Origin of the sequence: Chryseobacterium sp. MDT2-18 (assembly GCF_030815285.1) — a bacterium.
Taxonomy (GTDB): Bacteria; Bacteroidota; Bacteroidia; order Flavobacteriales; family Weeksellaceae; genus Kaistella; species Kaistella salivictor.
Genome location: NZ_JAUSWQ010000008.1, coordinates 1 through 13,353, shown reverse-complemented (window position 1 = coordinate 13,353; position 13,353 = coordinate 1). Strand labels below are relative to the sequence as shown.

Sequence of the window (13,353 nt, the reverse complement as noted above, 5' to 3'; positions counted from 1 at the left end):
GAAACCTTTCTCCATTACTAAAAATAAGAAATGAAATATATATTAGAATTAATTCTAACCACAGTAATCATTTTTTTTGTTTGGAATTTTTTAAAAAGAATGTTTTTTACTAAAATTTTTAAATTTCCACAGCCCAGAAATGATGAAAATGCAAACCAACAGAAACCCAAAGAAAAGTTGGATTCGAAAATCAAGTGGGATGCAGAAACCGTAGATTACGAAGAGGTTAAAGAACCTAAACAAAAATAGAAATTTGAAAATCCTTTGACCATGTCGAAGGGTTTTTCTCAATAATAAACCTAAAGAATGTTAAAAAATAAAAACTTAATTTTCATTATCGGAAGCCTGGTGGTTTTCATTGTGCTGGCGGTTATTTATGCCAATCCTGTTTTGACTGGGAAGCAACTTTTTCAGCATGATATCGTTCAGTACAAAGGCGGCGCCAAAGAACTCCTGGATTACCGTGCAGAAAATGGAAAAGAAACCTACTGGAGCGATTCTATGTTTGGCGGTATGCCGACTTATCAGATGGGAGCGCAGTTCCGGGGTGATGTTATTAAAAACATTGATAATTTGCTCAACTTTTTGCCAAAACCGGCAAACTATATTTTTCTGCTTTTTTCAGGGTTTTTTCTTTTAGGTTTAGTGGCGGTCAGAAATTGGAAATACGCACTTTTGGGTGCTACTTTTTTTGGGCTTTCCACGTATTTCTATATTGCACTTGCTGCCGGACATAACGGTAAAATACATACGGTTGCTTATTTTGCGCCACTTTTAGCCGGAATACTTTTGGTGTATATCCGCAAGAAATATGTGGTCGGATTTATTGTTACGGCACTTTTTATGGGCTTGCAAATTGCGGCCAATCACCCGCAAATGACTTATTATCTGTTTATTGCGCTTGCTTTTTTATTCTTATCAGAACTCATTCGTGCGTTTCAGGGGAAAACCGATTGGAAACATTTTGGTATTTCAACGGGAGTTTTGGCACTTGCATTTGTTCTTGGAATTGGAATGAATTCCCAGCGGATTATGGCGAATTCAGAATACATCACCGAAACCGTTCGCGGAAAGCAAATTTTAGATAATGAAAAACATTCTGCCGACAAGTCGGGCATGGATAAAGAAAGCATGTTGATGTGGAGTTACGGCAAACTGGAAACTTTGAATCTGTTTATTCCCCGATTAATGGGCGGTGCAAGCAATGAAGAAGGTTCTGATCAAATGATGGCGAAACTGCAGCAATTGGTTCAGGAAAATGTGACTTCCCAACAGGAAATGGACCGGATTTCTAAAGGTTTCAGCTCACTGGCTTACTGGGGCGAACAACCTGGAACTTCAGGACCGGCTTATCAAGGAGCCGTAGTTTGTTTTCTGGCTGTTTTAGGATTTTTCTTTGCCTGGAAGAAATACAGATACTGGATTTTAGGAGCGTCAGTTTTGACCGTTCTTTTGGCTTGGGGAAGCAACTTTATGATCGTTTCCGATTTCTTCATCGATTACGTTCCTTTCTATAATAAATTCAGAGCGCCAAGTTCTATTTTGGTCGTTGTAGAATTATTATTTCCATTGATTGCAATTTTAGGATTGTACCGTTTCTTTAATTCAAATGAAAAGACTGAAACTTCAGCCGAAAATATTTTAACTGAAGATTACAAGAAGAAAACTTTGATTTATGTAAGTTCTGCTGTTTTAGGAATTACGTTTTTATTATTGCTTTTTGGAAAGTCGATTTTAGGATTTTATACGCCTACCGAAAAAACCTATCTGCCGCCTTTTTTATTGGATTTCTTAGTGGATGAACGATTTAAAATGTTCAGTGTTGATGCGATAAAAGCAATCGTTTTTGTTGCAATTACAGCGGGAGTTTTATTTTTAAGTTTAAAGAATAAAATCACTCAGAACATAGCGATTGTCATTATCGGTTTGGTGAGTTTATTTGATTTGTGGAGTGTGAATAAAAGGTATCTGAACAATGATAATTTCATTGATAAATCTTTTACCGAAAATCCTTTCCAGACCGAAAATTCAGAATTGTTGATGCAGAAAGTAGGCGATAACGCCAATTTGAAATCACTGCTGGATAATGCGGATATGAACAAGACTCTGGAGACTCTTGCAGAAAAAGACCGTGGACATTATCGGATCTATAATCAGATTTTAGGACCGTTTAATGAAACCAATACTTCTTATTTTAAATCATCTGTCGGAGGTTATCACGCGGTGAAATTACGGAGGTATGATGATCTGATCAATGAGTATTTTGGTAAAATGGATACGGTAAAAGTTCCTCGAATCCTGAATATGCTCAATACCAAGTATATGATTTTTGGCAGTCCCGAGCAGCCGAAAGTGGTAACCAATGCTGATGCAAATGGCAACGCGTGGTTTGTTTCTGAATTAAAATTTGCCGGTACACCAAATGAAGAATTGGATCAGATCGGAGTAATTGATAATAAAAGAGTGGCTGTAATTGCGAAAGCAGACCAGAAATATTTTGACGGAAAACCTTTGCAGCAGGATTCTACCGCATTTTTGGATCTGAAAAAATACGAAGCCAACGAACTCGAATTCACTTCGCAATCGAAAACACCGCAATTAGCTGTATTCTCGGAAATCTATTATCCAAAAGGTTGGAAAATGTTTGTTGATGAAAAAGAAGTTCCTTACATCAAAGCAGATTATTTGTTAAGAGCAGTATATGTTCCTGCCGGAAAACACAGCATAAAAATGATTTTCGCACCGGAAGTGATTGCAAAAGGAAAAGTCATTTCGATGATTGCATTTGGATTATTTTTGTTGCTGAGCGGATTGGGAATTTGGTGGATGTGGAAAAAGAAGAAAGCTAATGAAATTTAAAAATGAACCATTAAGAAATTAAGATGATGAAGTCTTAATTACTCTTAATCTCTTAATGGTTTGAATTTCTATTATGCATTTACAATGATGAATTGTAATTTTTAAAAGCAACTTTATGGTTGTCAACTCCTATCAAATAATCAATGAAATCTCCTAAGAAAATATTAATCATCACCTATTATTGGCCGCCAGCCGGCGGACCAGGTGTTCAGCGTTGGTTGAAATTCGTGAAGTATTTACCCGATTTCGGCTGGAAACCCACCGTTTTTATTCCTGAAAATCCGAGTTATCCGATTATTGATGAAACACTAGGAAAAGAAGTTTCACACGATTTAGAAGTCATTAAAACAAAGATTTGGGAACCTTATCAGTTGGCTGAAATTTTCGGTAAAGACAACAAAAAATTCAAAGCCGGACAATTTGATGTCGGAAAAAACCAATCCTGGAAATCCAAACTTTCCATTTGGGTGCGTGGAAATTTCTTCATTCCTGACGCGCGGGTTTTTTGGGTGAAACCTTCTGTTGAATATTTGAAAAAGTATTTGAAGGAAAATGATTTCGATGCTTTTGTGACCACTGGTCCGCCGCATTCGATGCATTTGATCGGTTTAGAATTAAAGAAGGAATTTCCCGATTTGAAATGGATTGCCGATTTCCGTGATCCGTGGACAGAAATCTCTTATTATAAACATTTAAAACTCACAAAATCTGCCGATCAGAAACATAGAAACCTCGAACAGCAGGTTTTTGAAAAGGCGGATATCACTTTAGCGACGAGTTTCTCCGATGCGGAAAACTTCAGGCAAAAAGGAGCCAACGCATTTTGTATTACCAACGGTTTTGATCGGAACGATCCGGTCGCTGAGCGGAGCCGGAGTGATTACAGAAAAAATTTCACTTTAAGTTATATCGGTGTTCTTGAACAGTTGCGGAATCCAGAAATACTATGGAAAGTATTACAGGAATTACTGACAGAAAATATAGACTTTAAAAATGATTTTGTATTAAAATTTGTAGGAAGAATTGATGATAAAGTTTTGACCAAAATCGAAGAATCTGAACTTAAGAATTCGGTCAATAATTTAGGATATCTTTCTCATTCCGAAGCAAATGCAGAAATGAACGAGTCGGATTTATTACTGATTACCAATTTCGCTGATGAATGTTCGAAAGGAATTATTCCAGGAAAGATTTTCGAATATTTAGCGACCGGAAAACAGATTCTTTCCTTCGGTCCGGAAGAAAGTGATGTCAAGAAAATTTTAAGTGAAACCAACGCTGGAAAACATTTTTCGTACGCTGATGAATCAGCATTAAAAGCGTTTTTGCTGCAACAGTTCGAGGATTGGAAAACGGGAATGTCAGATTCTCAAACACACAATATCGAGCAGTTTTCGAGAAAAAATTTAACTCAAAAACTGACTGAACTTTTGTGAGTTTTCCACATTGAATTCAATAAAATTAGGTAAAAAGGAAAGTCGGACAAATGCCCGACTTTATCTTTTAATTTATAACTCCCCGTCAATTTTTTTAAAAAAATCCCACCTTCAGGGAAGGGAATCACAAGGTTTTTTTTACAACCAACCCATTTCTTTCATCCACTCATCGTTATAGATTTTCCCAACATATCGGGAGCCGTGATCGTGCAGTAAAACCACAATCACATCATCTTTGGTGAACTGATCTTTCATCTGAATTAAAGCGGCAATGGCACTTCCGGCAGAATAGCCGCAGAAAATGCCTTCTTCTTTTGCCAGTTTTCTGGCGTAAACCGCACCGTCTTTATCAGTCACTTTTTCGAAATGGTCGATCACCGACATGTCGTAATTTTGAGGAATGATATCTTCGCCGATTCCCTCTGTAATGTAAGAATGAGCGTGTTCCGGATGAAATTCGCCCGTTTCATGATATTCTTTTAAAATGGAACCGTAAGTATCGACTCCGATCACTTTGATGTCAGCATTTTTTTCTTTGAAGAACGTTCCACAACCGGTTACGGTTCCGCCCGTTCCTGCGCCTGCAACAAAATGCGTGAGTTTTCCGTCGGTTTGTTCCCAAATTTCTGGTGCAGTTTGTTCGTAATGTGCCTGTCTGTTTGATAAATTATCATATTGATTCACATACCAACCATTTTCAATTTCTTCTCCCAACCGCTTCGAAACACTGTAATAAGAACGTGGATCTTCTGGCGTTACGTCTGTTGGACAAACGATTACTTCAGCGCCAACTGCTCTTAAAATATCATTTTTTTCTTTAGACTGTTTCGCGTTAGTTACGAAAATACATTTGTAGCCTTTTACAATTGCGGCCAAAGCCAAACCCATTCCCGTATTTCCGGAAGTCCCCTCGATAATGGTTCCTCCGGGTTTTAATCTACCGTCTTTCTCGGCATCTTCAATCATTTTCAAAGCCATTCTGTCTTTTACAGAATTTCCTGGGTTGAAGGTTTCTACTTTTGCTAAAACCATAGCCGGGAAATCTTCACCCAAAACTTTATTAAGTTTTACAAGCGGCGTATTTCCGATGGTTTCAAGAATATTTTGTGCGTATTTCATAACCGTTTTATATTTTATTGTTCACTTTCACTTTTTAAAAATAAGATTTTAAATAGATTTAAATGACGTTTTTATTATTGTTGATTTCGTAAAAATCGATAGGAAATTTACGAATCTGCAAAGATATAATTTTAAAATTTAATTGTATTTAATGGCTTTTACCGGAGATATTTTACTGATCAAATAACTCGGCAGGACTAATGAGATGCCTGAAACGATAAGGATTCCCAAAGATATTGATACAATATGGATCAAATTGATTTCGACAGGAACAACACTTATATAGTAGTTTTCAGGATTTAATGTAATGATGCCGAAATACTTTTGAATGAATAAAAACGCCAGTCCGATTAAATTTCCGAAGACCAAACCGGGAATCATAATCATTAAAGTATAATTAATGAATATCATTCGGATTTGTCCGTTGGTTGCGCCCAGGGTTTTCAGCATTCCGATGGAATTGGTTCTTTCAATAATTAAAATCAATAAAACCATAATGATGTTAATGATCACCACGACCAGCATAATGGTAATAATCAGGGCAATATTGGTGTCGAAAATCGCAATGAAATCCATAATCTGCGGATATTCATCGGTGGCTTTTACCGTATAGTTTTTATAACCGACCAGTTCGTCGATTTTGGGGGCATCTTCATCAATATTATTAATGTTTTTCAGGAAAATATCGATTCCGCCAATTTCAGCATCTTTCATTCCCTGAATTTTCCGGGCATGGTTAATTCCGCCAATGACGAATAAATCATCAATCATCTTGATGTCGGTCTTATAAATCCCAACCACCTCAAATTTTCGGTATAAAGGACTTTGGTTTTCTTTGGAAAAGATCGCGACGATACTGTCTTTAATTTTTAAATGAAGATCGGTTGCTATTTTTTGCGATATGCAAATTCCATTGTTAAATCCCTGTTCGGTAATTACAGGCGCATGTCCGGCCACTAAAAATTTACGGAATCTGGCCGAGTCAAAATCTTTGCCGACTCCTTTAAAAATGATGCCGGCGAAATTATGTTCGTTCCGCAGAATCCCGCTTACTGCAACATATTTTTGGGTAGAAGCCACATCGGGGAGGGCTTTTATTTTATCGAGCAGAAGACCGTCATTACTTAAAATGGAGGAATTGTAGGAATTGTTGGACTGCTTGGATTTTACCGAAATGTGCCCGGAGAAATCGGCCATTCTTTCTTTGATGGCTTTCTTGGACCCCACACCGGTCGAAATGGTGATGAGCGAAACAATCACGCCAAGCGCGACGGAAAGCCTACCAATAAAGACAATAACCCGTGAAAGATTATTTTTGTTATCTTTGGAAAAAGCAATTTTTTTAGAAAAATATAACGGAAAATTCAATCGTATGATTTTAAGCCTCAAAAATAAAGATTTACTTCTGATTGTGCTAATTTATTTTGGTTTTTGCCAAATCAGTTTTGCCCAAAACCTTGATGAAAATTGTTTTAAAGCCGGAGCAGACCGCCCGGAACTGTATCTCCCTCTGCTGAAAAACAAGACCATTGGAATCGTTACCAATCAAACCGGCTTGCTGAAAGATAAAAGTTTTCTGGTTGATTTTTTAGTTAAAAACAATATTACCATACAATCGATTTTTGCCCCTGAACATGGTTTCCGTGGTGATGCTGATGCCGGTGAACACGTGAAAAACGGGGTGGATACCAAAACCGGAATTCCGATCGTTTCGCTTTATGGAAACAATAAAAAGCCAAAATCAGAACAATTAAAAGGAATTGATATTGTTCTTTTTGATATTCAGGATGTTGGTGTGCGGTTCTATACTTATATTTCAACTTTGACTTATGTAATGGAAGCGGCGGCAGAAAATGGAGTAGAAGTGATTGTTCTCGACCGGCCAAATCCGCACGACGGATATATTGACGGACCGGTTTTGAAAAATGCGTGGAAAAGCTTTGTCGGAATGCACAATGTTCCAGTGGTGTACGGTTTGACAATCGGCGAATACGGGAAAATGGTCAATGGTGAAAAATGGCTCGACAAAGGAATTCAGACGAGATATACTTTAATACCGATGCAGGGTTATCATAAAAAACAACGCTACGAAATCTCAGCGCAACCGTCACCGAATTTGCCAAATGATAAATCCATTAACCTTTATCCGAGTTTGTGTTTTTTTGAAGGAACGCAGGTTTCCGTAGGTCGCGGAACCAATTTGCCTTTCCAGATTTATGGTTCTCCCTGGACTGAAAATTTGCCGTATCAGTTTACACCAAAACCATCTGCGGGAGCAAAAGATCCTTTCCTGAACGGGAAATTGTGTTACGGTGAAAACCTGTCAGAATATCCGGAAAATCTGCAGGCATTGAATTTAGAATGGCTTTTGAAAGCTTATAAAGACTATAAAAATCCGCAACAGGATTTCTTTTTGAAGAATTTGTTCTTTGATAAATTAGCAGGAACTGATGAATTGAGAAAACAGATCATCGCCGGAAAAACTGCCAAAGAAATTAAAGATTCCTGGAAAAATGATTTGGAAAATTTTCAAAAAATCAGAGCGAAATATGTGATGTACGAGGATTAAATTTTATGAAAACGAGAAGCTTTGAAGAATGATTGAGTTTTAAATATTTTCGGAAATATAGAAGAGGTAAAGGTTTTGGTGCTCCGCACCTGCCATTTTTATTGTCCTTTTTTCTACAAATATTTCGCCGCTCTGCGGCTTAAAATATAAAAATAATAGAATGATTCTAAAAACTTGCTTTCACCTGCATCGATCCCATGTGGATGGTGCGTTCACCGGAATTTCTACCTTCGTAATTTATATTAAGTTGGATAAACGGATTCAGAGCCTGTTGTAAAAAAACAGACCAAACCTGATTTTTACCTGCCTTCAAGCCATCAAGCATTTGATTGGCAACAATCGAGAAATTATTCCCCGTAAAATCATTGTTGATAAAAGAAAAATTACCTCGTATTGACGTTCTTCGCCATTCCCATTGCAGGCTTCCGGTAAGGTCAAAAGTCTTTAGAAACTCTTCACCGTCCATTCTTTTTTTCTGACGGAAAGCGGAGGATAATTCGCTCTGTATGGCTTCTGTAAACTTATACGTAGCTTTCGGTTTGGTTTCTACATTTTGTAATTCATAATCCCGGCTCTTAAAAAGTTGCGATGAATTTTCAATCGCATGAACCGAATTTTGCCAATCAATTCTGAAATCTTTGCCAAACCAATGTCCGATATTTAAGAAGTGTGAAAGCTGAGTTCGTTCTTCGTTGCTAAAATTCGCATTGATTAAATTATTGTTGGCAATAAAGCGATAATTCCCATTCCAGCCGGATTGGTCGGTGGGATTAAATTGTGCAGAAGCCAGAATATTTTGATTTTTCAGAATCTGATCTTCATTTTTTTCAAACGGATTCAGCACAAAAACTTTTTCTTTTTTAAAGTAAGAGTTTTGAGAATTGATGGAAAGGTTAAAATTCCAGCGTTTCAGAAATTGGTTTTCAGAATCAAAAATTACGGAAGGATTCACAAATAAAGCCAACTGGATTTTGTTTTTGTTGGACGGAATATAATTGACGGTATTCGTGTAAATCCTGATATACTGCGCCAAATCGGCATATTCGGCAATTTCGAATTCATCGAGCTGCTGAATTCCGTCACCATTATAATCGGTCCATTTATAAACACCCTGTCCGTCTGTCACTTTAATGTATTGAAATTCGCGCTGCGCTTCCTGCCCGTTTCCAAGTTCATAAAATGCCTGCAAACGCATCCCGTTATTGAATAACTGTTGCTGATACGTCATATTTCCGACAATGAAATCCTGATTGTATTTAGAATGTAAATCCTCCGTTTTCTCATAGAATTTCCGGTAATGAAGCAAAGCTGACAAAGTGGTTTTTTCCGTTTTAATGATTTGGCTTTCCGCCATCAAACCCAGAATTTGATTTCTGTTTTGCAATGCATTATTTCTTACAGAATCGTTGTCCCTCAAATACATTTTAGCCACAAGTTTTGTTCTGGCCGAATCACCGATTTTCTTCTGTATAAAAACTTCTTTCCAGCGATAACTTGTCACATCGAGTACATTGGTTTCATTAAAGTTTTTTAAATTCTGTTCCAGAGCGGCTCCGATTCCCCAACTTCCTTTTTTACCAGAAAATTCTGTGGCAACACCGCTTCTTACAAAGTTCGTATTCTGAAAAGTCGATTTCGTATCAAGGTAAGAAAAGTTTCCTTTGGTATTAAATTTCCCTTTAATAAAACCAAAATCAAGGTCGTTTTTTATTCCTTGATAAGAATCTTTTTCATCTAGATAATTGATTTGATAATTCAGAAAAGAAGCGTTTTTCCATTGATTTAGAAAACTGAAGATTAATCGGTTTTGAGTAATTTGATTAAATTCCTGGGCCAAATTAAAATCACGTGAAAATTCAACATCATTTATCCGGTCTAAAATATGAAACTGCGAACTGATATGTTGAAATTCGAAACTTGGCGTTCCTTTCCAGTTGTTTTTACTAAAGATTTTGTTTCCAAAAACACGTCCGGCGTAACCGATATTTTGATGGGCATCTTTAGAGGAAAAAAGATTAATATCGTAGTTGCTCAGTGAAAAGTCGGCTCCGATTTTTCCTTCATTTAAAATAACTTCAGTATTGGTAGAAAAAACCTGCGCTTTTTGTGGAGAAGGTAATTTACGAACTGCTTTATAAGTTCCGGCATTTGGACCGACATATTCGAAAACCCTTCCGTTATTCGTGGTTTGCTTGATGCGATAATCGCCTAAATTATCACCAAAATAAGTAAACGCAACCTGATACAATGTTTGAGTTTGATCACTGGAAAATTCGTAATAATTTCCATTTTGATCTTGAATAAGTTGATACAGAATTTTATTTACATCATATTCCGAAACCGTCCCGGAAGGTGCGTACATCAAATCTGGATTGTTGCCTGCATTGGCGAGAATCTGCTCATCTTCTTTAGATAAATTCAAAGAAAGCGGCGCATTTTTATTGTCGTTTTCTAAAAACCAGTTGAAGCCGAATTTCACTTTTTCTCTTTCGTGCTGAATTCCGCCCGTAACAAGAAATCGCGTATAATTTCGGTTGGTATAATTATAGGAAATGGTAATAAAGTTTTGCTTGAAAATCGGTCGGAAACTGGTAAAAGTTATTTCGCCGGTATTATAATTAATGACATAATCCTGACTTTCACCGCGTTTCATCAAAATACCATCGATAAAAACCTGTTCAGATCCGGAAATAATGGTAATAAACTGTTCGCCATTTTTTCCGTTTAACCGGTATGGACCCTGGTTTCCTTCTACGCCCTGAAAACGCACGCGATAAAACTCGCTTCTGGCGACACCGGCAGAAATATTGGCAAAGGTTTTATGGTCTTTTCCAAACTGGGTCTCATATTCCAGACCCATACTTCGCCGTTGGTACCTGCCGAAATAGGTTTTGTCATCGATCAAATCCAAATGACCGGCGCGCAGAACAGAATGATTTTTAATGTTGAGTTGTAGATAAATTTTGTCGAATTCCTCCAGTGTCTGCGTATATCCATCGGCTTGAATCGGCAGATTGTGATCAGAAATAGACGCAAGAATGGAAACATCGTTTGACAGTTTTCCTGTAATCTGCAAATCCATGGAACTCTGCACGCTTTGTCCCTGATTATTCCCGAAAGTAATTCCACGGATAATAGAACCTTTCGAATTCAGATCACCGAGAATTTGCGAGCGGGTATTTTTAACCAAAACGCCTTCATCAATAATTGTTTTGGCGGGCATTCTGATGAAGTCTAAAGTGTCTTTTGAAAAAACATCCCGATTGATTTTTGCGGTAAGTACAGAATCCTTTTTCAGGGAATCTTCAGGAATATTGGGATTTTTCCATGTGAAAATCTGAGCATCAAACAGATTTAATGCAGAAATAAAAATGAAAAATAGTAAAATCTTTTGAATCAAAACTGCTGAAACATTTGTGTAAAAGTAACGAAAAACTCTATTCAAAATTGTTATTGCATATTTAACATTTAATTCATGGAAAGATTAGCGGATTAATAGAAAAAAAACTATATTTACTCCAATTAACAATTAAATTTTTTACTATGAAAAAATTCTATTCTGTTTTTGCAGCTGTAATATTTGCAGCTACTATAAATGCACAAGGTGCAGAAACTTTTGAAACCCAAAAAGTATTGACGGCAACATATTCAAACGGAACTTTTGCCGGAGAAACCGCAGGTGTAACTGTTAATTATTTTGATTCAAGAAATGAAGGTTTGGGAACCACGGATGATTATTCAATTTCTGGAAAAGGTATTATATTAAGAGGAGCTGATCAACCCAGTTCTGTAGAATTCGTTATTCCAAATGGAGTAGGTTTTTTTTCTTTTAATTATAGGAAAGCATTTATAGCTGGTGCATATGATCGAGTTGTAGCGGTATTTGTAGATGGGGTACAAAAATCATCTGTTGCGCCATTCGGTCCTGCAGGTGCAGATTCGACCCTTGGTACATTGAGTACTATAGTTAATAAATCAGGTCCAGTTACTGTGAAAATCAGTTTTCCTGCAGGTACATCAGCTGGCGAAAAACAGATAACTATTGATAACGTTTCGTGGACTGCTGCTCCGATACTGGCTGTTGGGGACATTAACACAACTAAAGTGAATCTGGTTAAAAATACAGTGGTTGGTGAAACAGTCATGTTCACTGCAAAAGCAAATGTGCAAATCTTAAACATGACCGGTCAGGTTGTGAAAACCGCATCTGTTAATGAAAGCACTTCTTTAAACGTAGCTTCTTTACCACATGGAATGTATATCATAACTGCAATTGTAAACGGAAAAGCAGTTTCTCAAAAAATTATGAAAAAGTAATATTAACTTATTATTAAACTTTTAAATACTTCCCTGAGGAGAAATGTTTTTTTCGTATATTTACGTTCTTTAAAAAATAAAACAATTTTAATTAAATTACAATGAAAAAAATCTTTACAATTTTAGGTGTTTCCGCAGCAATGTTTGCATCAGCACAAACTAATTTATTCGCAGGATCCGATTTTAATGATTGGACAGTTTTCGAATCAAGTTTAGGATTTGCTCTGAAATCAGGTGAACAAAGTGTAAATGGTGGTATCGGCGGAACCAGTGCTTTGAAAATTACTGACAATGCTACAGCGCAGAATATTTATGTAATGACTGCTAACAAAAACATGAATACAAGCGGGGTTAAATACATCACAGTAAAATTCAAAGGAGTGTCCGGAGGGATTTCTTTTAACGCTGGTGATAAATTCTTCAACGTACCTTCAGGCACTTCTGCAGACATAACCCTTCAATCTTCTGGAGCTAATTCCTATACAGGAAGTATTAACGCAGCAGATTGGATTACAGTTACATTAGATGTTTCAGATGTATCATGGAGTACAAATTCATTTTCTATCAAACTGCAAAAAAGCTCAACTAACGCATTATTTGTAGATGATATCAAAGGTTCAGCAACTTTAGCAGTTGGTGATATTAAGGCAACTAAAGCTAACCTGGTTAAAAACACTGTTGTTAACAATGAAATTATCTTTGGAGAAGCTTCTAAAGTATCCGTAGTTAATATGAATGGTCAAGTAGTGAAAACTGCTAATGCAACTGAAAACTCTAGACTTAACATTTCTGAATTGCCAAAAGGAATGTATATTGTTTCTGGTACTGTTAATGGTAAAGCAGTTTCTCAGAAAATTATCAAGAAGTAAAATTCTTTTTAGAAATAATGAAGAAGCCGTCTCAAAATACAATTTGAGACGGTTTTTTATTTACTTTTTCAAGAGGTTAAATTTTGGAATATAATATGCTTTTTCAGAATAGTCTAAAAAATGCTGCTTTTAAGCACTTTTCTTTCTTAGATTGTGTGCTAAAGCGTGTAATCCGAACTCCAAT

Annotated in this window: 9 protein-coding genes; 6 read left to right on the top strand and 3 right to left on the bottom strand. The window is 36.6% G+C overall.

Going from position 1 to position 13,353, the window contains the following annotated elements; all coding sequences use genetic code 11:
• The first annotated feature begins 99 nt into the window (after nucleotides 1-99).
• The 3 genes from QF004_RS09360 (at nucleotide 100) to QF004_RS09350 (ending at nucleotide 4,295) form a co-directional block, all read left to right on the top strand.
• Nucleotides 100-249 carry a hypothetical protein gene (locus tag QF004_RS09360; protein ID WP_307425449.1) on the top strand — a complete coding sequence of 50 codons (150 nt, stop codon included), beginning with the start codon at nucleotides 100-102 and terminating at the stop codon, nucleotides 247-249.
• A gap of 57 nt (nucleotides 250-306) precedes the next feature.
• The gene (locus QF004_RS09355) at nucleotides 307-2,859 is read left to right on the top strand and encodes a YfhO family protein (protein WP_307425447.1); all 2,553 of its coding nucleotides are present in this window, start codon (nucleotides 307-309) and stop codon (nucleotides 2,857-2,859) included.
• A 143-nt stretch (nucleotides 2,860-3,002) separates the two neighbouring features.
• Entirely contained in the window at nucleotides 3,003-4,295 is a 1,293-nt protein-coding gene (locus QF004_RS09350) for a glycosyl transferase family 1 (RefSeq protein WP_307425444.1), read from the top strand.
• Between the two features lie 138 nt (nucleotides 4,296-4,433).
• On the opposite strand, the gene QF004_RS09345 is transcribed toward QF004_RS09350, so the two are convergent.
• Both QF004_RS09345 and QF004_RS09340 read right to left on the bottom strand, forming a co-directional pair.
• The gene (locus QF004_RS09345; RefSeq protein ID WP_307425441.1) at nucleotides 4,434-5,414 is read right to left on the bottom strand and encodes a PLP-dependent cysteine synthase family protein; all 981 of its coding nucleotides are present in this window, start codon (nucleotides 5,412-5,414) and stop codon (nucleotides 4,434-4,436) included.
• A 138-nt stretch (nucleotides 5,415-5,552) separates the two neighbouring features.
• Nucleotides 5,553-6,782 carry an ABC transporter permease gene (locus QF004_RS09340; RefSeq protein ID WP_307425438.1) on the bottom strand — a complete coding sequence of 410 codons (1,230 nt, stop codon included), beginning with the start codon at nucleotides 6,780-6,782 and terminating at the stop codon, nucleotides 5,553-5,555.
• Between the two features lie 4 nt (nucleotides 6,783-6,786).
• On the opposite strand from QF004_RS09340, the gene QF004_RS09335 reads away from it, so the two are divergent.
• Nucleotides 6,787-7,983: an exo-beta-N-acetylmuramidase NamZ domain-containing protein gene (locus QF004_RS09335; protein WP_133440015.1), complete on the top strand. Its 1,197-nt coding sequence runs from the start codon at nucleotides 6,787-6,789 to the stop codon at nucleotides 7,981-7,983.
• 166 nt (nucleotides 7,984-8,149) lie between these two features.
• Here QF004_RS09335 and QF004_RS09330 read toward each other — a convergent pair whose 3' ends face one another.
• A complete protein-coding gene (locus tag QF004_RS09330) occupies nucleotides 8,150-11,206 on the bottom strand; it encodes a hypothetical protein (protein WP_373456896.1) in 3,057 nt (1,018 codons plus the stop codon).
• A gap of 320 nt (nucleotides 11,207-11,526) precedes the next feature.
• On the opposite strand from QF004_RS09330, the gene QF004_RS09325 reads away from it, so the two are divergent.
• Nucleotides 11,527-12,300, top strand: a complete 774-nt coding sequence (locus tag QF004_RS09325; RefSeq protein ID WP_307425434.1) for a T9SS type A sorting domain-containing protein — start codon at nucleotides 11,527-11,529, stop codon at nucleotides 12,298-12,300.
• Nucleotides 12,301-12,401: 101 nt separating this feature from the next.
• Entirely contained in the window at nucleotides 12,402-13,169 is a 768-nt protein-coding gene (locus QF004_RS09320; RefSeq protein WP_133440017.1) for a T9SS type A sorting domain-containing protein, read from the top strand.
• Nucleotides 13,170-13,353: the final 184 nt, after the last annotated feature.

What these genes read in the sequence shown, in the direction of transcription:
- QF004_RS09330 (WP_373456896.1), bottom strand. Translation starts at nt 11,206, where the DNA reads ATGCCCGCCAAAACAATTATTGATGAAGGCGTTTTGGTTAAAAATACC.
- QF004_RS09320 (WP_133440017.1), top strand. Translation starts at nt 12,402, where the DNA reads ATGAAAAAAATCTTTACAATTTTAGGTGTTTCCGCAGCAATGTTTGCA.
- QF004_RS09335 (WP_133440015.1), top strand. Translation starts at nt 6,787, where the DNA reads ATGATTTTAAGCCTCAAAAATAAAGATTTACTTCTGATTGTGCTAATT.
- QF004_RS09350 (WP_307425444.1), top strand. Translation starts at nt 3,003, where the DNA reads ATGAAATCTCCTAAGAAAATATTAATCATCACCTATTATTGGCCGCCA.
- QF004_RS09325 (WP_307425434.1), top strand. Translation starts at nt 11,527, where the DNA reads ATGAAAAAATTCTATTCTGTTTTTGCAGCTGTAATATTTGCAGCTACT.
- QF004_RS09355 (WP_307425447.1), top strand. Translation starts at nt 307, where the DNA reads ATGTTAAAAAATAAAAACTTAATTTTCATTATCGGAAGCCTGGTGGTT.
- QF004_RS09360 (WP_307425449.1), top strand. Translation starts at nt 100, where the DNA reads ATGTTTTTTACTAAAATTTTTAAATTTCCACAGCCCAGAAATGATGAA.
- QF004_RS09345 (WP_307425441.1), bottom strand. Translation starts at nt 5,414, where the DNA reads ATGAAATACGCACAAAATATTCTTGAAACCATCGGAAATACGCCGCTT.